This window comes from Streptomyces sp. HUAS TT7, from assembly GCF_051550175.1.
In the GTDB taxonomy this organism is placed as follows: Bacteria; Actinomycetota; Actinomycetes; order Streptomycetales; family Streptomycetaceae; genus Streptomyces.
Genome location: NZ_CP196176.1, coordinates 34365 through 56739, shown reverse-complemented (window position 1 = coordinate 56739; position 22375 = coordinate 34365). Strand labels below are relative to the sequence as shown.

The 22375-nt window shown below is 68.1% G+C and carries 13 protein-coding genes and 1 pseudogene; 11 read left to right on the top strand and 3 right to left on the bottom strand.

All coding sequences use genetic code 11. From position 1 onward, the window contains the following. The first annotated feature begins 599 nt into the window (after nt 1–599). From ACSHXC_RS40795 to ACSHXC_RS40780, 4 genes and pseudogenes are all read left to right on the top strand, one after another. Nucleotides 600–4937: a ricin-type beta-trefoil lectin domain protein gene (locus ACSHXC_RS40795; protein WP_438297180.1), complete on the top strand. Its 4338-nt coding sequence runs from the start codon at nt 600–602 to the stop codon at nt 4935–4937. A gap of 168 nt (nt 4938–5105) precedes the next feature. Then, the gene (locus tag ACSHXC_RS40790) at nt 5106–6179 is read left to right on the top strand and encodes a hypothetical protein (protein ID WP_438297178.1); all 1074 of its coding nucleotides are present in this window, start codon (nt 5106–5108) and stop codon (nt 6177–6179) included. A gap of 92 nt (nt 6180–6271) precedes the next feature. Next, the gene (locus ACSHXC_RS40785) at nt 6272–6589 is read left to right on the top strand and encodes a hypothetical protein (RefSeq protein ID WP_438297176.1); all 318 of its coding nucleotides are present in this window, start codon (nt 6272–6274) and stop codon (nt 6587–6589) included. A gap of 164 nt (nt 6590–6753) precedes the next feature. After that, nucleotides 6754–7827: pseudogene (locus ACSHXC_RS40780) on the top strand (IS701 family transposase); the annotation flags it as partial. 29 nt (nt 7828–7856) lie between these two features. Here ACSHXC_RS40780 and ACSHXC_RS40775 read toward each other — a convergent pair. Together ACSHXC_RS40775 and ACSHXC_RS40770 are read right to left on the bottom strand one after the other, a co-directional pair. Beyond that, nucleotides 7857–9392 carry an ISKra4 family transposase gene (locus tag ACSHXC_RS40775; RefSeq protein ID WP_438296153.1) on the bottom strand — a complete coding sequence of 512 codons (1536 nt, stop codon included), beginning with the start codon at nt 9390–9392 and terminating at the stop codon, nt 7857–7859. 43 nt (nt 9393–9435) lie between these two features. Then, on the bottom strand, nt 9436–10080 hold the full coding sequence (locus ACSHXC_RS40770; protein ID WP_438296152.1) for a hypothetical protein: 645 nt from the start codon (nt 10078–10080) through the stop codon (nt 9436–9438). A gap of 73 nt (nt 10081–10153) precedes the next feature. Here ACSHXC_RS40770 and ACSHXC_RS40765 point away from each other — a divergent pair, with 73 nt between their 5' ends. From ACSHXC_RS40765 to ACSHXC_RS40740, 6 genes are all read left to right on the top strand, one after another. Further along, nucleotides 10154–10426, top strand: a complete 273-nt coding sequence (locus ACSHXC_RS40765; RefSeq protein WP_438297175.1) for a hypothetical protein — start codon at nt 10154–10156, stop codon at nt 10424–10426. Further along, on the top strand, nt 10423–10896 hold the full coding sequence (locus tag ACSHXC_RS40760) for an SCO4402 family protein (protein WP_438297173.1): 474 nt from the start codon (nt 10423–10425) through the stop codon (nt 10894–10896). The genes ACSHXC_RS40765 and ACSHXC_RS40760 overlap by 4 nt, the downstream gene beginning before the upstream one ends. A gap of 741 nt (nt 10897–11637) precedes the next feature. Then, nucleotides 11638–12060: an MMPL family transporter gene (locus ACSHXC_RS40755; protein WP_438297171.1), complete on the top strand. Its 423-nt coding sequence runs from the start codon at nt 11638–11640 to the stop codon at nt 12058–12060. 594 nt (nt 12061–12654) lie between these two features. Beyond that, on the top strand, nt 12655–14565 hold the full coding sequence (locus ACSHXC_RS40750) for an NHL repeat-containing protein (RefSeq protein ID WP_438297169.1): 1911 nt from the start codon (nt 12655–12657) through the stop codon (nt 14563–14565). 166 nt (nt 14566–14731) lie between these two features. Next, nucleotides 14732–16063, top strand: coding sequence for a hypothetical protein (locus ACSHXC_RS40745; RefSeq protein ID WP_438297167.1), 1332 nt, complete (start codon nt 14732–14734; stop codon nt 16061–16063). A 223-nt stretch (nt 16064–16286) separates the two neighbouring features. Further along, nucleotides 16287–17381, top strand: a complete 1095-nt coding sequence (locus ACSHXC_RS40740) for a glycosyltransferase family 4 protein (RefSeq protein ID WP_438297166.1) — start codon at nt 16287–16289, stop codon at nt 17379–17381. A 545-nt stretch (nt 17382–17926) separates the two neighbouring features. On the opposite strand, the gene ACSHXC_RS40735 is transcribed toward ACSHXC_RS40740, so the two are convergent. Beyond that, on the bottom strand, nt 17927–20233 hold the full coding sequence (locus tag ACSHXC_RS40735; protein ID WP_438297165.1) for an NHL repeat-containing protein: 2307 nt from the start codon (nt 20231–20233) through the stop codon (nt 17927–17929). 1005 nt (nt 20234–21238) lie between these two features. Here ACSHXC_RS40735 and ACSHXC_RS40730 point away from each other — a divergent pair. Next, the gene (locus tag ACSHXC_RS40730; protein ID WP_438297164.1) at nt 21239–21886 is read left to right on the top strand and encodes a hypothetical protein; all 648 of its coding nucleotides are present in this window, start codon (nt 21239–21241) and stop codon (nt 21884–21886) included. Nucleotides 21887–22375 lie beyond the last annotated feature (489 nt).

The window sequence follows — 22375 nt, the reverse complement described above, 5'->3', positions numbered from 1 at the left end:
AGAGGCAGCGTCAGCGGCGAGGTGTCGTCGGCATACCGGATATCGCGCCTATAAGGCGTATCCGCTTGCATTTCATGACGGATAGCAATCGGACAGGTTGATGTCCTGGAGTTCTTCGGAGTTGTGGCATCCGCTTCGCGGAAGTCCCGTAGTTCCTGGGCCGGGTGGAGGGTGTGCATCGCGCTATGGCTGATTGGTGAGCAGGGTTTCGGCCAATCCGACGACACTCGCAATCAAATGCCTGTGCGATTCCTGTGCCCTGTGCCTACGGTTGCCTGGTCGCGTGGACGATCACGACCCTTCGTCCGCGCGCACATCCAGTTGCGGCCGGGGGGCCCGTCACAGATGGGGACAGGTGTGCCCTGCGTCGCTGTGAAGTGCGAGGAAAGGCACCTGTTTTGCGCTCCAGTTCACGAAGATCCGTCCTGCCGAGACCAGGACGCTCCGGGCCGGTTGCCCGGTTCATCCTCCTGCTGACCGCCGCCGCGATGGTGGCCGGCCTTACAGCCGGATCCGAACTCCCAGGGAGGCCGGGCGTCGGTGATGCCCGCCCCGTTGCGGATTCCTACGACGGCTATGACGTCAAAGCAGCCGAGCAGTTGCGCGCGGATCAGTGCGTCGCCGGCGATGCACTGCGCCTGGGCGGACCCAACTTGTACGCCCTCGGCCAGGACGCCATTGGTCTGCCGCCCGACCAGCTGCACCAGAAGGTCTACAAGGACCTGATGAGCGACAAGACGCCGCTGCACGACGCGTACAGGAGCGACAACTCCAGTACGGACCAGTGGGTCAAGAAGGTCACTGACCAGGAACATTCCTTCTCGGCAGCGATGGGTAATCTGGACCCGCCCCCCGGCCCGCGGCGTGGGATGGGACCCGTCTTTGAGAAGACCGGGCTGCTCCCGTGGCTGTACCGGTCGTACTCCAATTCGGGCGACGTGCTCAACCCGCTCTCCGATCCGTCTCCCACCGCTGATGACAAGACGAAGGCCGCCGCGCTCACGATCGGCGACCGGCTGTACAGCACGGGCGGGACGCCGGAGGAACGGAAGGCGTGGGAGCTGTGGAAGAAGAACTCCGGGAAGGTCGAGGAGAACCAGTGGTTCATTCCCCGGGTCTTCTCCGATGACGCCCGCATCTTCCTGGCCTCGGGCGGCTTCCCCACAACGGCCCCGGGCCTGGACACCCCGGAGTTCCGTATCGCGGTCGAGGACCTGAAGGCCCGCTTCGCCACGTGTGCCTGGCACGACCCGATCGACCCGAACAGGGTCCTCGGCAAGGAGGTCGCGCAGGCGTCCACCGAGTGGCAGCAGGAGATCCTCTCGCAGGCCGCACAGCGGCAGCAGATCCTCACGGCCAGCTCCACCGCCACGAAGGCGCTGCAGGACGGCACCTACGCCCTGGGCAATCTCCTGGGCCAGTCGCAGATCGCCCACTGGTCCACCCTGTGGCTGGACTACAACACCGAGGGCGGGATCGGCTGGGTCGGCGACGCCTCCAACGTGATCAAGGTCGAGGCTGCTGCCGGCAAGTGTCTGGACGTCAAAGGCGGCCGGAAGGACAACGGCACTCCCGTTCAGATCTACACGTGCAACAACACCACGGCGCAGGACTGGCAGCTAGTACAGGACGACTCCGGTCTGCGCCTGCGCAATGTCAACTCCGGTAAGTGCATTGACGTTGACAACGCCAACAGTGCGAACGGGACGAAGATCCAGATCTGGTCGTGCGTCGCGGTTCCGGCCCAGATGTGGGAAGCCAACATCCGCGCCGTCACGAGCCTGAAGAACACGGGTACCGGCAAGTGCCTGGACTTGTCCACGCTGGCCAACGGCCAGGACGCACTTCTCTACACGTGCAACGGCTCGGACGCGCAGAAGTTCAGGGTCTCCCCGAAGGGGCACACCGGCCCCGCGCCGGCCAAGGCCGACGTGGACCTAGCCACGGGGAACATCGCGCGTGCTCAGGCCGAGGGCCCGAAGCAGCTCGACATCCTCAAGGCCCAGTTGGAGGCGGCGAAGAAGGTCGCTGCCACCTCTGCCACGGCGCAGCAGGCCGCCTACGCGATCGCGGATCAGAACGGGGCTCCCCGGGGCCGGGGGCTGCTTGTCGGGCAGCAGAAGGCCCAGGTCACCCAGGGCGCTGTCGCGGCCCTGGAAGCGATGGTGAAGGCCGGCGAGACCGCCCTGGCCGCCACCCGCGCCTCGGCTGCCGACAGCGACACCATCGCCCAGCGGGCCGTGGCGCAGGCCGCTCAGGTGCAGGCTGAGTTCCGCAATAAGGCCGCCGAGATGGCGGAGTGGCAGGCCAAGGCGGCGGCCGACGCGGCGAAGCTGCACCGGGACAACGCGAAGAAGGACAAGGAGACTGCCGAGGCCAAACTCGCCGTGGTGCTCAAGGCCGAGGGTGACGCGAAGGCGGCTGCCGCCGACGCGCACGCCAAGCGGCTGGCCGCCGAGGCCGAACAGGCCACTGCCAAGGCGGAGAAGGAAACCGCTGTCGCCAAGCAGTCCGAGGCTGCGCAGCACAGGCAGAACGCCGAGACGGAAGCGGACAAGGCGAAGAGCGCCAAGGACAAGGCCGAGGCATCCGAGGCCACCGCGGTCGAGAAGAAGAACGCCGCCGTCAAGGCCCGCGATGGTGCCAAGGCCAAGCGGGACGACGCGTGGGACGCCCAGCAGAAGGCCGACGCCGCCCGTGCCAAGGCCGACGCGAAGGCTGCCTATGCCGACTCCCTGGAAGCCGGGGCGGCGGCTGATGCCGCCCGTGCTGCCGCCAATGAGGCAGCCAAGCACGCGGACGATGCGGAAGCAGCCGCCGGCCGGGCACGTTCCGAGGCCGACGCGGCCTCGGCGGCGGCTGTAGAGGCGGATGCCGCGGCTACGCGTGCCGAGGCGGCCGCCAAGCGAGCCCGCTCCGATGCGGATGGCGCCCAGGCCGCGAAGGTGAAGGCCGATGCCGCGGTGAAGACCGCGACCAGCGCCGAAGCCGACGCGATCGCTGCGTCCCAACACGCAGCCTCCGAGGCGAACTTGGCCGTCAAGCTTGCCGACGAGGCAGAAGAGAAGGCAAAGAACGCCAAGACCCAGGCAGACGAGGCGAACAAGGAAGCGGGCAAGGCCGTCGAGGCATCGGCAAAGGCCGCCGGCTACGCCCACGTCACCGCCCAAGCCGCCGAAGACGCGGGCAAGGCTGCCGTGCAGGTCGCCAAGCCGGCCAACGATGCCATTCAGCTCGGCTCCCCGTACATCACCACGGACTCGGCGGCCGGTCTGGTCGTGCTGACTGGCCAGGCGTCGAAGACGATCGCCGAGCAGCAGCAGGCCGTTGCTCAGGCCCACGCCGACAACGCGAAGGCGGAGGCGGAGGCCGCCAAGGACATCGCCGCCCAGGCGCAGGGAGATGTGAAGGAGGCCTACCAGCACGCAGCGAACGCCGCCGGGTACGCAGCCGACGCCCGCGGGTACTCCAAGGAGGCCCTCGGCTATGCGGCCGACGCCGCCGCCGTGGCGGTCAAGGCCGCCGAGTCGCTGGCCCGCGCCGTCGAGTACGGCCGACAGGCCGCCGAGGACGCTGCAGCCGCCAACACGGCCGCCGGCAAGGCAGAGGGCTACGCCAAGGAGGCCCGTACTGCGGCTGACCAGGCAGCACTCGATGCGACCGCCGCCCATGCGGCGGCAGACCGGGCCACCCAGGCCGCCAAGGACGCACGCGCCGCGGCCGACCGCGCCGCCACCGCGGCAACCGAAGCCGAACAGGCCGCCAAGGACGCCGATAAGTACGCCAAGGAGGCTCAGGAGGCAGCCGACAAGACCCAGACGAAGGCAAACAACGACCAGATCACCGCCGGAGCTGGCGGGGTCGGCGGTGTCTTCTACAAAACCAGGGTTGAGCTGGCCGGGGAACCGGACATCCTCAAGAAGGACAACTGCAACGTCATCATCCACACCGGTGACTGCATCATCACCGCGAAGGTCACCAACAAGGTCTTCGTCGAGCTCTACCTGTGCACCGCAGAGAACATCCCTGACGCGCAGTACGGGTGCCCCGCTGCCGAGACACTCTTCCTCGACACCCTGGAACTGAAGCCCCAGACCCAAGAGGTCACCTACACCATCACGCAGCAACAGTTCAACGACGCCATCGGGAAGGGCTTCGTCAAGGCCCTCACCGAGGACTTCACCGGCTGCTGGGACAGAATCACTGGAAGCGGAGGGAACTGGGGCAACTGCGGCTGGGCGGCCTTCGACATCGGAGCCCTCGTCTTCGGCAACGTCGCGATCAAGGCGATATCGGACGGCGTCAAGGCCGTCGATGCTGCCTTGAGATTCGGCATCGGGGTCGGGGACGCGTGGAAGGGGCTGCGCGCTGCTGGCCTCAGCGAGGCCGCCATCGCGGGCATTGGCGCAAAGCTCTTCAACAACTTCACCAAGCAGTGCGCCAAGGGTGCGCTCCCCAAGCTGTCCGCCCGTATGCCAGCGGCCAAGGGATCCTGCCCGCTGGAGCTGATCGGATACAACAGTGAGGAGATGAGTCACCTCGCGTTCCAGTACCGGGTGGAGAATGGGTTCTACGGGGCAGACCACAACGTGGCCGTGGCGAGGGTGCCAGGTTGGAACGATCCCAAGACCGGTGACCTCGTGGTTGCCAGCAGCGGGTGGAGCGGCCACTCCGAGACCGAGATCCTGGATATCCTGAAGGCGAAGGACGTCGACCCCAAGAAGATCACTGCCCTGTACACCGAGCGGCAGCCGTGCAAGTCCTGTGACGATGCGCTTTCGAAGGCCCTCGGGCCCGATGTCACGGTCACCTATTCCGTCCCCTACGCGCCTGAGTTCGCGAAGGCCTCGAAGGAACTTCTGGCGCAATACATCGCGCGGGCGAACGGGGGACGGTTGGCGCGTTCCGCGGCTCGCGAGCAAGACGCTGAGGAGTAGAAGCTTGGCACGTCAGAGTCGTTGATGTGGCAGCTGCCAGGGCCCCGCCGGGATCTTCCCTTCCGGCGGGGCCCCGGAATCTCGGTCATAGTGGCAGCGGGCCTGACCTGACGGGGAGAATCAGCGGGCCGAACGTTAACACTGCGGACAAGAAACTCGGGAATCCTCTTGAAATACATCGACCCAAAAATTAGAGCGAATGCAGAAAAAAGCGGCATCCCGCATGCTTCGGAAGAAATTATCGCTGCATGGCATGGACTGGCAGAGGCGGTATCCCAGGAGCTGCAGCATGTGGGACTCCCCTCTTACGTGGAATTTTCCAATCTTCCAGCCGAACGGCGAGTCGGCGCGTGCGTTTGTGTCAACACGATGGACAGTCCTGCCGGCGGTGTCTACGTAACCTGGAATCCCAGCAAATCGCTGGCCGAAACTGCCCAGAGTTTCATGGAGCCAGATCGGTTCGATCTCCTGGAGCCGCTGATCGAACACTCTGTCCGGGTCGGTTCACTGATGGATGAGGCGATCAGCAGCGCACTCACACTCGCCGGTTTCCGCACGCGTGACGCTACCGAACTCAACGACCTGGCCTCGGGGATCCATGTCGCAGGTCGGCAGCCGAGACAGTGGTACGTCGCATCCATCCTCACGGAGGGCGTGCTCGGTCTCATCGCGTCCATCCGCGCCTGCGACCCATGCGATGACGACCCGAGTGCACTCGTCGGCATCAGCGCGGAAGGCAAGGCTCGGCTCACCGGACGCGCTATCCGGATCGTGCAGGATGGTCTGCACGGTCTGGCGGGCGATGACCGGCAGGAACTTACTCGCGTAGTCCGCAGGGTCGCCGGAGCGATGCACAGTCAGGACATGGCTCGCAGGGGCTTCTGGAAAGCGGACCGGTCGCTGATGGAACTCGCCGACGAACTCTGCCTGCCCACACAGGAACCGACGATCGAGGTCAGCCCTTCGCCCGCCCCGACGCAGGTTCTCGCAGCCGCTTACCTGACGCTGCTCGGCAGCCTCGACCTGGCCGACGAGGACACTGTAGGCGACGGAGACGCCATCAGGATCACCGAAGCATGGACGGGTACCCTGCTGAGGCGGCTGGACCAGGCACCGGCTGAGGACCGACAGGAGTTGATCCGTCTCTTCCAGGAGGCTGCCCGCCAAGAGACCGACCCCGCATACAGGGCGTTCGCTGCCACGTTCCCGAAAGCCATCGGCTTGGTTGAGAGGCGCGCCTGACGGCCAACTTCGATGACCTGACACCCGAGGACCTCGGAGTCAAGTACGTCACTGCCGAGGTGGCTGAGGCACGGTCCAGGCTGGCTGATCAGGTGCACGATGAGCTGCGGAAGGCCGGTCTGCCAGCCTGCCGGGCCACGATCGATGACCGGTCACCCGGGGCAAGGATTGACGTCGATGACTTTGAGGACGGTCCGGGCGTCTGGGGCTACTGGAACTGCGATCCGTCCCTTCATGCCGCGTTCGACATGAGCCGTCCGGGCCAGGGGCTTGCCTTCCAGTACTTCGTACAGGCGGCAGGTCACGTGCAGACGGCGGTGCTCGGGATTTTGATGGCCGCCGGCTTCATCGTGGAACGGGACGACCAGGATCCGCTCGTCCTGTTGATCTGGCCGGGCCGCGCTGCGTGACCCCACCGCTTGTTGGGCCCCGCCGAGACTTTGGCTTCGGCAGGGCCCAACGTAGTCCGGTGGAGATCGGCCAACCAGGCGTGCTAGCGGTGGTTTGTTGACGGCGGGTCGTGGCGGTAGTACGCCGGGAGTGAGAGCCTCAACTCGCCTCAATGGAGCTTGAGATGACGAAGCGGCTGCCGTGCCCGCCCGCACCCGGTCCATTGGAAGGCTATGCCGCCTGCTTCGATGGGCTCTTCGGGACGCTGGCCCAGCGGCGTGGGTTCCGTGAGTATCTGGCCGGCCTGCTGCTGCCGCGGGACCGGAACAAGACCCTGACCTGCCTGGCCGGGGCCGAACCGGTGGTGGGTGCCCAGCATGCGGCGGTGCAGCGGCTGCAGTTCTTCCTCTCGGAGTCGACCTGGGACCACGAGCAGGTCAACGCGCGCCGTCTGGAGCTGCTGCTGACGGATCCGGCGACCGCGCCGCATGGGATGGGGGTGCTGGTGGTCGACGATTCCGGGGACCGCAAGGACGGGTCGGCGACCGCGCATGTGGGCAAGCAGTACCTGGGCTCGGTCGGGAAGATCGACCGCGGGGTGGTCACGGTGACCACCTGCTGGGCCGACGAGCGCGTCTACTACCCACTGCACGCGGTGCCCTATACCCCCGCGCACCACTTCCCCGGCGGGAGGAACGACCCGGGTTTCCGCACGAAGCTGCAGATCGGGGCCGCACTGGCCTGTCATGCCGCGGAGGTGGGGGTGTCCTTCCGGGCGGTTGTCGCCGACTGTGCCTACGGCGATCACACCTGCTTCCGCGCTGAACTGTGGGACGCTCACCTGCCGTTCGTGATGGCCCTCAAGCGCGGCCACGGCACCTGGCAGTACAAGGACGCCTTCCGGCCCGTGGACGCCGCCCGTGAACTGGCCTGGCACGGCCCCGAAGAGCCGGGCGACTGGCAGCCGGTCACCCGCACCTTCCGCGGCGGACGCTCCGCCACCTGGTGGGCCGCCGATGCCAGGCTCGGCTGGTGGGGACCCGACGGCATGGTCCGGCTGGTGGTGGCCACCACCGACCCCGCAACCCTGCCCGAGACGTCCACCTGGTACCTGGCCACCAACCTGCCCCGGCCCAGCTCACCACGCGAACAGCTCAGCCGGCATGCGACCGCCGACCTGACCGAAGTAGTCAGACTCTACGGACTGCGGCACTGGGTCGAGCAGAGCTACAAACAGGTCAAGGACGAACTCGGATGGGTGCGGCTCTTTCGGAGTGAGATCACCGATCAGGCCGTGAGGCCGTACTTGTGCTGGCCAGGCTGGGGATAGTGGCGTTCGTACTCCCTCCTGGTGTGGAAGATCCAGTACTCGGAGAAGTCGTTGTTGCTGATGAGCGCGCGAAGGGTGAGGACCGCCTCGGCGCCGCCGAGGCTCCACCGGCTGCCGGTGATATCGAGTCTGTCGGCGATCAAGTGCCGTGCTGCTCCCTCGACGATTCCGCTGGCGATCGGCCAGCCGGCTGCCAACGCCCGGCCGTAGTGGACGTGGTCGGCGTTGTTGGCCAGGTAGCGGCAGGCAGTGTCCGCGGCCGCGCGTTGCTCGTCGGTGAGACGGCGGTGGTCGGCTTCGGAGCGGATGTCGAAGACGGCTCCAGCGGCGTCACCGGCCAGGATCCGGGCCGCTTTCGTCCCCACCCAGGTCTCGGCCTTAGGGTCGGTGGCGCTGTGGAAGCAGCGTGCGGCCGCCCAGAGCTTCTCGATCACGTGGACGATGTCGAGCACGATGTGGATGGTGACGCCACGGTGGGCGGCTTCTGCGCGGACGAGGCCGAGTTGGTGGGTGGCGCCGTCCACCAGGACCACCCAGCACCTTTGGTGTTGCGGGTCACGGGCCTCGGCCTGGTCGAAGGCCGTCCTGATGACGTGGTCGGGGGTGTGCTCGACGGAGGCGGTGAGCCATTTCGCTCGGGCTTTCGGCCCCGGACGTGGGGTGCGGTGGCCGGTGCGGCCGCCGGGCGGGGCGATGATGTCGTGCGGACGACGAACGGCGGGCTCCGCGTCGTGGACGACGGCGAGCGTGGCCATCCTTTTGCGGCCCGACTTCTCCCCGGCCGAAAGGCGGGTGCGGAACGTCCGCGTTGCCCGCTCGGCGGCCCTCTGGGTCGCCTCACGCAGATGCCCCGGCCTCATCACGATGCCTTTGCCATCGAAGCTGAGGACCAGCAGCGTCTCGTGGCCGGCGGGCACGGGGGTGCGGCAGGTGTAGAAGGCGTCGATGTCCACCGCGGCGGCCCGCACCAGCTCCTGGGCCTGCCGTTTGCTGACCAGACGTGCTCCGCAACGGCGGTCGATCGCCTCAAGGGCGGTGTCGTAGGAACCGCGGCAGGCTTCCAGTACGGCGAGTCGTTGCAGGCCCAGGCTGTGCCGGCCACGCGGCAGGTTCAGTTCCCGGTCGGCCGGGCAGACGTTGGTCCGGCCCGGTGCGCGCAACGCGCACCGAGCCACGGTCACCGTTCCGACCATCGTGGCCAGTTGCCGCCGGTGGTTCTTCTCCAACCGGCTGCGGCCGTCGGCCAACGCGGCCCGGGACGAAGAGCTGAGGCCGCTGAGGGCCGCTTCCTCAACGCGGGCGCGAAGATCGAGATGGGCCTGCAGGAGGAGGCGGCCCAGCTCCCGGGCTCCCGTCTCGGCGCTCTCCTCGACCTGGTCATGTGGCAACTGCAGGACCTCGGGGCTGGAGAGGGAGGAGATGAGGAAAGTGAGGAAAGAAACGGTTCGGGCAAAGGGGTCAGCCGCCGTGGCGGCCTCATACGCTCCGTTCATCGGGCTCTCACCTTCGGGTGTCGACTGGGTGGCACCTTCGACGCTAGGGGCGAGGGCCCGATGCCACACCGGCGCGGCGGCGTCCGGCAGCCGGTCCATCCCGCTCCGGCGCACCCGAACCCGCCGGATTGCCGCCCCGCGCAGCGAACAGTCCCGGACCCGGTTCCTGAAGCCAGTCCCGCTCCACCAGCCGTTTCAGCTTCGACCGGAACCCCTCCACCTTGCTCTTGTCCGTCGACAGCCCCAGCACCGCGCAGAGTTGGTGTGCGCGCATCGGATGCACCGCGTCCCGGAGCACCTCGACGATGTCCTGGTACGCATCCGGCAGCACCCCGGCCTCCAGCTCGGGCGACCACTGCGGCACCAGCTTCACCCCGACCGGCGAGCCCACCGAGAAACGCTCCTCCGCTCCTGCTTCCGGCGGTTCCTCCGGCCCACCCGGCACCGGGACCACCTCCGGCTCCCCGACCGCCTCCCCACCCGACAAGATCTCCGACATCGTCTCCCGGGTGATCTCCAGCCGTGAAAGCACCGCCTCCTGCTCGGTCAGACTCTCGGACAACTCCGCGATCCGAGCCTGCAGTTCGTCGATCCGCTCCCGCGCGGCAGCCTCCCGCCGCTCGATCTCCTCCAGCCACGACACCATCGCCGCCACCCCCGGAATCCGGTCACCCGACACCACGACCATCGAGCAACTACACCCCGGTCAGCAACCACGCAGGTCAAGACACCTCACTGGAGAAGAGCCACACCCTTCGGCTTTGGGTGCTCTGCATGGAGCATGCGGTGAGGAGCAGCCCTGCGCCGGCGAGGACGACGGCTGCGGTGCGGGTGTGGTTCACGCAATATGGATTGACGAGGGGAACCTCAACAACTCCCAGGAGTATCAGCAGGTCAACCATGTGGTGATCAACTCTGGCGGGAGGGCTATTGGCCGGGACGGAAAGCCGATCGAGGGTTCCATCAAGGAGAATCCCGCGTCGCACATCCCGCTCACGGACTGGCTCAAGTGGAAGGAATGCAACAAGCCGTGAAGTCTGCTCAGGTGAAGTTGCCGGAGATGAGGGCGGAGGGCATCTCGGCTCTCCGGGCGCTGTCGGACCCGGATTATCAGCAGCGGGTATGGATCGACCGGATCTATCCGAAGCCGAACTTCTACGACGACTTCACGCTCAACGTGAACACCCTCTACGACGACACCACCGTGCTTGCGGACCCTGAAGCCGCCCTCGGGTACACGCTGGCGTCGGAGGCCGAGGTGAGGGCGATGAGGATGCTGGCCGACGCTCTGGACTCGGCGCTGGAGTCGGTTGGCCGCGCTGCGTCGGATGCCGAGTTCATGGCCTCTGGGTCCTGGCCCGGGGTCGTAGCGTCCGCTCGGGATGCACTGGCCACACTGACTGAGTGGAGCGAGTTCGCTCGGTCTGCCCGACACGCGCAGGCGGTCCGCGCGGCTTTCCCGGGGAGCTGCCGTCGCCGGCTGCTGAGAGCTTCACCAGTCTGACCTCGCACGCAATCGCCGCAGATCCACGCCCTGCCGAGGATGCGCGGGGTCGTGGGCAGGTACAGGCGGAAGTCCGCCGGGATCCGCTGGGATGATCGTGTCCCCTCATCGGGTGAGATCCGGTCCGGGCCGGTCGGAGGGGTGCGCGCTGCACATACCGTGCAACGGTGGCTCACCAGGCATTACTTCTCGCATTGGCCGTCCCCGGTAAGGGAGTTGGCCCGGCTCCCGGGCGGGTCGTCCCTGGCGCACCGCCTGATCGGCCGTCTCTTGGGCGGAGGTGCACGCCGGTCTGGGACCGCGCGGGTCTCACCGGGCAGCGGTGATGTTGGCTCTGGCGGTGGGCTGTGGACGACACCGGCGACTGGTGCTGTTGGTGTGGCTGGCGCTCCTCGTCGCGGGACTGGCTGCGGCGGGTCCCGTCTTCGGGCGTCTCGATCAACGCCCTTTGGGCGTTGCCGAGCACGAGTCGGGCCGGGGCTACCGGGTCCTGGGGGCCGCCCGGAGCCATGACGAGCAGATCGACGCGGTCGCCGCCGGAGTGCCGGTGGACGATGCCGCGTTCCGCGCGGAGCTCGCCTCGGCCCGGCGTGACCTGTCCACGGTGGCCGGGGTGGTCGCCGTCATCGCCCCGACCACCGCACCCGCGCGGGGCGCGACGGTCTCCGCCGACGGGCGCGCGGCCCTGGTCAGTGTCCAGTTGGCGCGCGGCCTGTCCCGGGCCCGCCGGGCGGAGGCCGAATGGACTACGAAGTGCTCCTGCTGGCCCGGGTCCAGGAGGCATTTGCCCAGAGTGGTGACAACGACCGCGCGGTCGAGCTCGGCGTGCAGCGCTCGGCCCGTATCATCACCTCCTCGGCGGCGCTGATGTGCCTCGTCTTTGCCGGGTTCGCCACCGGGGAACTCATCGCGGTCAAACAGCTCGCCCTCGCTCTGATCATCGTCGTCGTCATCGACGCCACCCTCGTGCGCTGTCTCCTGGTACCCGCCACGATGACACTGCTCGGCAACGCCAACTGGTGGGCACCGCAATCCGTGCGGCGCGTTCTGGAGAAGTCCGGACACGCCACGGCGATGCATCGCCCGCCTCCGCCCGGTACGGGTGTTGAGCGCCGCGAGGACGGAGAGGCTGACGCGTCCGCTCGCTCCACTCGATGGGTGTGAGGAACCGGCACTTGGCAGCGTAGGGCTCGTGCTGGCCTGTGCCCGGGGCGGGCGTCTGCCTGGCCAGGCTGTCGGGTATCGGCTCCAAGGCATGCGAGACCTGGCCTGTTTCGTCCGGATAGGTCCCGGTCATTGTGAACGGATTCTGCGTGGGGTGCCAGAGCTATGGATGGGAGCGGATCAGTTTCGTGGGGCGTGGGGGATGGTGACGGGACGCTCGTGCGGTGCGTGTGTGGCGAGTGCGTCAGGTGAGGCGGATCCGGGTGGGCCAACAGTGTGGCAGGGAACCGTGGTTGGCTTACCGGACGCCCTATCGCGCGGCCCGGCCATGGGATGAGTCTTGGTCCGGCACAACCAAGGCCGGGCAGGTCGCGGCACGGGAGTGAGTGAGTTCGGGAAGACGTGGCCGGTCATCCGGTGCGCGATGGGAGCCGGGGTTGGTTCTCGGCGTTCGCCTCTCCCCGTTCCGCGCAAACCATCCTGCCGTAGGCGTGTCGCGTGCCGTCGAGGTGTGCCCGTGAGGTTCGTGCTGTCTGGAGCGAAAGGACGACTCCTGTGATGGATGCCGATGCCGCGAGCGCGGAGGGAACGGTGATGAGTGACATCGATGTCGCACTGGCCCCGGCCCCCGCTCCGTCCATCTACACGGTGGCGGGTGACGGCGCCGCTGATTTCTCCGGTGACGACGGGCCCGCTGTCAAGGCGGCTCTCCACGGGCCCCAGGGTGTGGCTCTGGATTCGGACGGCAACGTCTACATCGCCGATACCTCGAACCAGCGGATCCGGAAGGTGGACGCGAAGACCCAGACCATCACCACCGTCGCGGGCAACGGCACTCGGGACTTCACCGGCGATGGCGGGCCGGCCGTCGATGCCACCTTCAGCTCCCCCAGGGGCCTGGCGGTGGATGCCGACGGCAACCTCTACATCGCGGACTACTACAACAACGCCGTGCGCAGGGTGGACGCCAAATCCCAGGTCGTGACCACCGTCGCGGGAACCGGCGGCGTCATGGCGTTCTCCGGTGACGGAGGGCCTGCCGTCAAAGCCTCTCTCGCCGGTCCCCATGGTGTGGCGGTGGACGGTGACGGCAACCTCTACGTCGCTGACAACTCGAACCAGCGGATCCGGAAGGTGGACGCGAAGACCCAGACCATCACCACCGTCGCGGGCGGGTACACCTACGGCTTCTACGGCGACGGAGGGCCCGCCACCAGTGCCGTCTTCGACTATCCGGACGATGTCGCGGTGGACGGTGACGGCAACCTCTACATCGCCGACCGCAACAACAATCGAGTCCGGAGGGTCGACGCGAAGACCCAGATCATCACCACCGTCGCGGGCAACGGCCACTACGGTTCGGACGGCGATGGCGGCCCGGCCGTCAAGGCGTCACTCGGTCGTCCGACCGGTGTGGCGGTGGATGCCGATGGCAACCTCTACATCGCCGACGACGTGCAGGAGCGGATCCGGCGGGTGGACGCGAAGACCCAGGTCATCTCGACGGTCGCGGGAAATGGCACCGAGGGCTTCACCGGTGACGACGGGCCGGCCACCAGTGCCACGCTCCACGACCCCGCAGCCGTGGCGGTGGACGGCAACGGCAACGTCTACATCGCCGACACCTCGAACCAGCGGATCCGGCGGGTGAACGGTATTCCAGACCCGGTTCAGTTCTCGGTCTCACCGGGCGGGCCACCGGATGTGACGCTGACGCACGGTGGCGAGATCCGCTATCCGGGCGTGCGCCTGCTCGGCGGCCAGGACGGCACGGTCACGCAGAACGTCCGCGTGGACCTTCCCGGCAGGGGTCTGCAGTTCGTCGCCGAGGGCAACCCCGGATTCCAGCTGACCGTGCAGGGCATCGGCCGTGAGCCGGTGCACTTCATCGGCACGCTGTCCCCGGACGGGCAGACCCTCACCTTCGAGGACGTAGAACTGCCCCTGTCAACACAGGGGCCGGCCTTGGCCTGGGTCGCCGTGAAGGCACTCCCCGACGCCCCGCTGGGCGACACAGCCCTCAACTTCCGTGTGGGTGATCGCACTTCGCCTTCCACGCCGATCCATGTCGAGGGCCGGGTCACGTTCTCGGTCGGGCCGGGCGGGCCGCCGGATGTGACGCTGACGCGCTCCGGCGAGGTCCGCTACCCGGGCGTGGAGCTGTACTCCGAGGAAGACGGCACCGTCGCCGAGCAGAGCGTCCGTGTGACCCTCCCCCGGGCACGGGGCCTGCAGTTCGTCGCCGAGGGCAATTCCTTGTACCGGCTGACGGTGCAGGCCGCCGGTCACGAGGAATCGGTGTCCTACGTCGGGACGCTGTACCCGGACGGGCAGAGCCTCACCTTCGACAGCGTCGACCCGGCTCTGTCCGGGAAGGGCTCGACGTCGAGGGCGTGGGTCGCCGTCAGGGCGACGTCCGACGCCCCGCTCGGAGTTGACGCCCTGACCTTCCGCGTGGGCGACCAGACCTCGCCGTCCACACCTGTCCACGTCGTGGACCAGTAGGCCGCGTTGTCGTCCGCCCTTCCGGCCGGAAGGGCGGACGACGCGGGACGTCCCGCACACCTCGGGAGGCCGCCGGCGGGCGGCATTCCGGCCGGCGCCCGCCCCTTTCCCGGGCCGCAGCCCTCCCGATTCCCAGCCGTTGCCATCAACCGGCAAGGAGCCGAACATGACCACTTCCGCGACGCCCCAGGACGACCGCAACAAGGACCCTGAATGGACCGGCATCCACACCCTCGGCCACGCGAACCGCTTCGCCGTGTGGGACAGCGAGTTCCGCTACGACGGCCGGATTCGCGTCCCGATGGGCGTGAAGATCAGTCAGGTCCGCTATTCGTACACCGGCAACGGCCAGGCGGACATGAACGCCGCCGAGCTTCCGCGCGGGCGTAGCGGCATCGACCAGCAGTACGAGGTCATCGACCTCACCTTCCTCGCGGACAGCGACCTCATCACCTTCACCCTCCGCGGGGACCTGAACGTCGATGCCGACCCGCGCCCGGCCTACAGCCGCAAGTATCAGATCCGCGTCGACGTCACCCTCGACAACGGGGACGTCCGCACGGCGAACCCGGAGATCGACGTGCTCGCCGGAGCCTGGCAGCGCAGCGATCCGGAGATGGTGGGCAGGCCGTTCGTCCGGCTGCCCTACGACTACAACTGGGGCGGCACGCCCAACAGCCAGGCCGGCTTCGGCCACGTCTCGGACAACGGCCGCATCCCCGGCGACAAATTCATCATCGACCTGGTCAACCTGCGTCAGGACGAACAGGGAGTGGCGGGCAACAACAGCGACCACGTGTACTACCAGCTGGTCCACGAGGACGGCACCCCGTCCCGCTACACCCCGACTCCGCAGCTGCAGAAGGCGGAGGGCCATCGGGACAGCGGCACGGGCCGCAAGGTGGTGCTGCCCGCCATCGACCTGCGGCAGCTGGGCGACAAGCCGGGCTACTACCGGTTCCTGGTCTGGCCGCAGGCCGCCAACCCCGACGGCACGACCAGCAACCTGAGCTGGGACCCCGCCAAGGCCGAGGACGCCTTCCAGCTCGGCAGCGTCTACTACCGCTACGCGGCAACCCGTGCCGGCGGCCAGTTCTCGGTGTCGCCCGGAGGACCGGTCCAGCTCAGGCGCGCCGGCCAAATCGGCTACGCCGGAGTGGAACTGCGGGCCGGCGACGACGGAACCATCCCCGCGCAGACGGTCCGCGTGACCGTCCCCCAGGGGAAGGGGCTGCGGTTGTCCGGCCAGTTGATCGTGGGCACCATGCAGGGCTCCAACTGGCAGCAAACGGGCTCCTACACGGGGACGTGGTCCCAGGACGGGCAGACCCTGACCTTCGACAAGGTCAATCTGTCGCTGTCCGGGACCGGTTCGAAGTCCGGTGTACTGGTCGAGGTGACCGCCTCCGCCGATGCTCCGCTGGGCGACACGAGCCTGACCTTCCAGGTGGGCGACCAGACCTCGGCGTCCTCGCCCATCCGCGTCATCAGCCGCTAGGCCGGCAGTCGAAGCGTTCCCGGCGGCAGGCCGCGAAGAGCACCACCGCCCGCAGGGCCTGGCCGCACTGAGGCCAGGCCCTGCGGATTCCCGAGCGGACAGCCCTGGGCTCGTCCCTGCCAGGTCTTCGCAACACCCCTCATCGGAAAGGAAGTACGCCCACGTGGACACGGTGGCATCCCGCCCACACCGGTCGACCGCGCCCCCCAGGAAGTCACGCAGCATGTCCATCGCGGCCCGGGTGTACGGATATCCACCGGCCCACAACGCGGGCTCCGAATGGATGCTCCACTCCATGCTTCGCCCGCTGGCCGACCGCGGCCACCGGGTGACGGTCTGGCTCTCCCACCCCGGCAGCATCGAGAAGAGCTATGAGATCGACGGGGTCCGAGTCGTGCCGTACCAAGAAGGAGCGGACTTCGCCGCCCACGCGCAGAGCGCCGATGTGCTGCTGTCCCACTTCGAGAACGTGCCCCTCGTATCCGGTCTCGCCCGGGCCCGCCGGATCCCCGTGGTCGTCATCTGCCACGACGACTTCGCCACGAGCTTCCACAACGCGGCCGGCGCCGACCTCGTCGTCTACAACAGCGAATGGATCCGGCGGGAAGGCGAAATCTTCTATGCCCGCTACCCCACGGAATTCCTGCCCCAGCGCACGATCGTCGTGCGCCCTCCCGTGCTCGCCGAGGAGTACCGCACCCGACCGGGGGAGTGCGCGACCCTGGTGAACCTCAACGCCGACAAGGGCGGCGACCTCTTCTGGCAGATCGCCGCATGGACGCCGGAATGGACGTTCCTGGGCGTCCGCGGCGCCTACGGCCAGCAGATCATGCCGCCGCCCCGACTGCCCAACTGCGAAGTCGTCGACGGCGTACCCGGCAAGGAGATGAGCGCCCACGTCTACAGCCGCTCCCGGGTCATCCTCATGCCCAGCCTGTACGAATCCTGGGGACGCGTCGCGGTGGAGGCGTACGCATCCGGCATCCCGGTCATCGCCCACCCCACCCCCGGCCTCGTCGAATCCCTCGGCGAAGCCGGCATCTTCGCCTACCGCGACGACCTCAACGCCTGGACCCACGCCCTGATGTCACTCCGGGACCCCACCAACTGGGAACGGGCCTCCCGCCGCGCACGGGCACGCTCCGACGAACTGAGCGCGGCCCCCGACCTCGACCTCTGGTGCGAGGCCGTCGAGTCGCTGTACGACGCGGGGCGCCGCACCCCCTTCCGTACCCGCCGACTCGGCACACTCATCGACACCCGGCTGAACACCGAAGCGAGCCACGGCCCCGTGGACGGCGCACGGACCCTCCCCTGACCCCGCCGCGACGTGAGCGCCCGCACCCGTGCGCGCGCTCGGCTGACGGGGCCCCTTCGCGGGCGCCCGCGTCATCGTCCCGGCCAATCGGCGTGACAACACGGGGCATTCGTGGCGTCGTGGCCGTGAGGAACCAGCACGGACGCAGAACCGATGCGTCTGCTGCTAGGCGAAAAGCCATGCCCCGCCCAAGGGGCATGGCATGGCGTGGCGTTACGGGTCGGCGCAAGGGGTCAGGGGAGCCGCGCCTACGGCGCAGGACCTCCTTCGCCTGATCAGTGCACTGCGCCGGTGGAGTGTCGTCGACCCACATCAGGACAGGACAGGGCACACGTCCGGCACGTCCTCACCGGCATCGCGGCCCACGTCGGGGCCCCTGCGGGACACCACCCGCAGGGGCCCCGACTTCCCACTCAGATCCTGCTGCCCCTTCGCCCTGAAGCGCCGAGATCAGCGATGCACCGCGTACCGCAGAAGAGCCCGGTCGCAGTACCCCGGCTACTCAATTCAGCTTCAGCCGAGCGAGCACTCGGAACCCGCGGCGGTTATGCGACGCGTGCGGTGAGCGGTATCGGGGGCCGGCGGCCGATGATGGCCCTTCCGTCGCCGGATTGGGTGCCCGGCTGGGTGTCGGGCAGGGCGCGGATGCCGATGGTGTAGATCAGCGAGACGCGGTCGGTGGCGCCGGTGTTGAGGTGCGGGTTGGACGTGACGACCAGGATCTTGCCGTTGTCCTGGATGCGGGTGTCCATGGTGCCGGTGACGGCGGGCTGGGCCTGGTAGTAGCCGTAGGTGGCGGTGCCGGTGAAGGCGAAGCCGGTGGGGACGATGAAGTGCTGTTCGAGGGTGCCGGGGTTGACGGGCTGGTCGTTGACCGAGCGGATCTCCAGGTTGAACGTGGTGTTCTCGCCCGGTGCCATGGTGGAGGTTGATTCCTGGGTGGCGCGCAGGGCGCCTTCGTCCTGGGCGGTGCCGCTGATCCTTCCGGAGATCTGTACCGGTGTGTGGCGGCCGACGCTGGCGGTGCCGTTGTCGTACCGGCCGGGCAGGGCGTCGGTCCGGGCCTGGATGGGGATCGAGTAGATCACCGAACCGGTGTCGCTGGTCGTGGTGTTGACATGCGGGTTGGCCGTGATGACCAGGGACCGTCCGGTGTCCTCGATGTGGTGGGTGAGTGTGCCGGAGACCACGCCGTGGATTGTTTCGTAGTAGGCGTAGGTGGGCTGGCCGGAGAAGACGAAGCCCGACGGCGCGGTGTAGCGCTGGACGATGGTGCCGGGGTTGACCGGCTGGCCGGTGGCGGCGAGGTAGCGCATGGTGAAGACGGTCCGCTGGCCGGGCGCGACGTCCGGGATGGTGTTCTGGTAGATCGTCAGCGCGGTCTCGTCCGCCTCGGGGGCGGGCGTGATGACCGTGACGGGCAGGGTGTGGACGTTGTCCTTGAGGTTCAGGTCTCCGCCGTACTGGATCTCCAGGGTGGAGGAGTACACGCCGGGCGGGGTGGTGGCGGGGGCGATGACGCGGAAGACGCCGTCCAGGGAGCCGTTGTGGGCCAGCAGCTGCTGCCCGGTGAAGGTGCGGCTGAGGCGCCGGCCGGTGGTGCCCGGGCCGCCGGTCAGGCCCTCGGCCAGGGTGAGTACGACGGTCACGTACTGGCCGTCGGCCGGGTTGGGGCCGCGGCTGCGGATCCGGGCGCCGAGGTCGAACTCCCGGTCGCGCGGGACGGCGTAGGGGTTGACGACCTCGCCGTACAGGTCGGCCGAGGGCGGCGGCGGGGGCGTCATCTCGGCCACCGCCGTCACCCCGCGCACCCGCTGGTTGCTGACGTCGGCGATGTACAGGTTCCCGGCCCGGTCCAGCGTGACCCCGCTCGGGTTGTAGAGCCGAGTGGTCATGGCAGGTCCGCCGTCGTCCACGTATCCGGCGGTGCCGGTGCCCGCGACCGTGGTGATGGTGCCGTCCGAAGTGACCTTGCGGACCCGGTGATTGGCCGAGTCGGCGATGTACAGGCTGCCGCCTTCGTCGACGGTCACGTCGTAGGGGTAGTACAGACGGGTGGCAAGCGCGGGCCCGCCGTCCGAAACATACCCGCCTGTGCCGTTCCCGGCGACGGTGGTGATGAGACCGTTCGGGGTGACTTTGCGGATGCGGTGGTTGTGCCCGTCGGCGATGTACAGGCTTCCTTCGCCGTCCACGGCCAGGCCGGCGGGGTAGTACAGGCGGGTGGCGATGGCGGGTCCGCCGTCGGAGACGTACCCGGCGGTGCCGTTCCCGGCGACGGTGGTGATGAGACCGTTCGGGGTGACCTTGCGGACCCGGTGGTTGTACCGGTCGCCGATGTACAGGTTCCCGGCCCGGTCCACCGCCACCCCCCAGGGGTGGTAGAGCGGGGTGGCGATGGCGGGTCCGCCGTCGGAGACGTACCCCGCGGTGCCGTTCCCGGCGACGGTGGTGATGCGGCCATTCGGGGTGACCTTGCGGACGCGGTGGTTGTTGGTGTCGGCGATGTAGACGTTGCCCGCGTCGTCGACCGCCACACCGAAGGGATGGCTGAGCGGGGTGGCGACGGCGGGACCGCCGTCGGAGATGTACCCCGCGGTGCCGGTGCCCGCGACGGTGGTGATGGTGCCGTTCGGGGTGACCTTGCGGATACGGTGATTGGCGTAGTCGGCGATGTACAGGTTGCCGTTCTTGTCCGCCGCGACGCCGTAAGGGGCGTTGAGCCGGGTCAGCGGGCCGGGGCCGCCGTCGGAGACATACCCGGCGATACCGTTGCCCGCCACCGTGGCGATGGCGCCGTCGGCAAGCCCCGCGGGCTGCGGGCCGGCTCCGGTACTGGTTGCTGAGGTCATGGTCGGTGCTCCTGTCTCTGGGCGGAGAAAGCTCCACCGGGTGAGGAACAGCACGAGCGCGAGGCGGCCGATGGCCGCCTGTCTGTCGTCGCGTGCGCCCGGTCTGGCATCGGGCGCGGCACGGGCCGAGAAGGTTTAGAGCGAAACCACTACAACAAGGCTATCGATGTAAATCCTTGGAGGGAGCGGGCATACAGGCCATACCGTGTGCCGCACGTGCACGGTGAGCCGTCCCGCTATCCCAGGGGCCGGTAAACGGCGTCTCACCGGCACGGCTGGGCAGACCTGTGACACGAGAGGCGATGGAGCTCGGACAGGTTGACGCAATGCGTGCGAACAACATCCGCCACTGGCCTGTCCAAGGAGACCGGGTATTCACCTGCACCAACTGCGGTCTGACACCATGGACCGCGACCTCAACGCCGCGCGCAACATCGCACGGCACGCACACGTCGCCCCTGGTAGAGGGGAGACGGTAAACACGCCCATGGAGGGAGCAGAGGTCCCAACGCTCGCGAGCGCCAAGGGCAGCACCCCTCGAAGTGGGAAGACCCGGCCACAGTTGCCGGGCCACCCCGGAGGGGTAATCCTCCGGCCACCCGAACAACGCGTGCACCAACTTGCCGGCCAGCCAAACAGCTGATCGGCTCACAAGTCAACAGAGCGCAAAGCGCGTAAAGAACCGCAGGCCACGAAGTGTCCGCGCCACGCGTACACGGGTGGACCGACCGGCATAGAAGATCGGTTCGAGACGGCCTCGTCCACGCCATGCGTACACGGGTGGTACGTGGTGCTGGTCGACGAGTGGGACGCCGCCGGGTTGTTCGGGCTGAATAGCGAATAGGTCGGCCCTCGTCTCTCGGGGCGCGTGTCTCAGCTCGGCCTATGGCGTAAGGCGGTCTGGTGGCTTTGGTCCGGGCTTTGGTACTAGTGGGCGTACGTCCTTGACCAAGGAAACAAGGCCACCGTTCATCACCTCGCGGGGGCCGGACCCGGGGGAACATGGTGAGCGCTCAGAAGGACGACCCGCAGCAGGCAGTTGTCCTGATGCTGTACAAAAGGATCATGGCGGATGCGATCTTCTCATTCGAGGCTCGTGCCTGGCTGGATCGTGTGGTGGCTGCCGACGGACACCGTACGGAGGAGAATGCCAGGCTCCTGAGGGAGCTGCACAGTCACCTGCTGAGCAGCCGTCAGACGGACCCTGACTTGTATGAGCTCGGTGCCTCCCACCCGGCATTCAAGCCGGAGCCATCCGCCCCCGCCGCCCCTCCCGCTGCCTACCCTGTTCCGGACGCGGTGTGGGCTGTCGCAGGGGTGACGGTTTCCGCCGCGGTTCTGCCCTTCCTGCAGTCGCTCGCTTCGCAGGCCGGGCAGCAGGCTTTCGAAGCGGCACGGGCGACGGCCCGCCGTGTCATCAACCGGCACGCGGCTGAGGCACCCGCCATCCACCGCCGCAAGAAGGTGGTCGTCGAGGAGACAGCAGCTGGCCTGCGCTTCATTGTGCCGCCGGACCTTCCCGACGCGGCACTGGCTGCTCTCGCCGCCACCGACCTCGAAGCCCTGGCAGCACCCGTCGGCGACGGAGCGACCACGACGATCTCCTGGAACGAAACGACGCAGGAGTGGCAGCGAGAAGTCACTGACAGCTGAACAGTTCACAGCGCAACTCGATAGTGGAAAGGAGCCACGCTGGCCTGCGTGGCTCCTCGTTCGGCGGGTCGGCACTCACACCCAGGGTCCCGTTGCCGCGCAACGGGCGAGGGCAGTGCCTCCTGGCAGGGAGGTGCTCAGCCGACCAGGCTCCTGGCGGCTTCCGCTCAAGATCCAGCCCACCACCGATCTGGGAGGCGATGAAACGTTCCGGATCGTCAGCGCACACAGCGGGCTGTGCCTGGCGCTGAGCGAGCCCCCGGGCCGGTGACAGGGGCGGCGCTTGATGGTGCCCCGCCCGCGGCGGGGTGCTCCTTGCTGCTGCCGCATCACGCCGCGGCTCCCGTCCCCCGGCGCTCGACGGGCCGTGTCGGCCCGGTGCTGCGTGGGGACTCGCCTCTACCGGCGGGTGGGGGCCAGATCCTGGGGCGCCCCCACCCGCGTGGTCCAGGTCCTGCACGCAGCCGTTCGTGGCACTGCTTGCTCCAC

What these genes read in the sequence shown, in the direction of transcription:
- ACSHXC_RS40775 (WP_438296153.1), bottom strand. Translation starts at nt 9,392, where the DNA reads ATGAACGGAGCGTATGAGGCCGCCACGGCGGCTGACCCCTTTGCCCGA.
- ACSHXC_RS40770 (WP_438296152.1), bottom strand. Translation starts at nt 10,080, where the DNA reads ATGGTCGTGGTGTCGGGTGACCGGATTCCGGGGGTGGCGGCGATGGTG.
- ACSHXC_RS40755 (WP_438297171.1), top strand. Translation starts at nt 11,638, where the DNA reads ATGGACTACGAAGTGCTCCTGCTGGCCCGGGTCCAGGAGGCATTTGCC.
- ACSHXC_RS40750 (WP_438297169.1), top strand. Translation starts at nt 12,655, where the DNA reads ATGAGTGACATCGATGTCGCACTGGCCCCGGCCCCCGCTCCGTCCATC.
- ACSHXC_RS40745 (WP_438297167.1), top strand. Translation starts at nt 14,732, where the DNA reads ATGACCACTTCCGCGACGCCCCAGGACGACCGCAACAAGGACCCTGAA.
- ACSHXC_RS40740 (WP_438297166.1), top strand. Translation starts at nt 16,287, where the DNA reads ATGTCCATCGCGGCCCGGGTGTACGGATATCCACCGGCCCACAACGCG.
- ACSHXC_RS40735 (WP_438297165.1), bottom strand. Translation starts at nt 20,233, where the DNA reads ATGACCTCAGCAACCAGTACCGGAGCCGGCCCGCAGCCCGCGGGGCTT.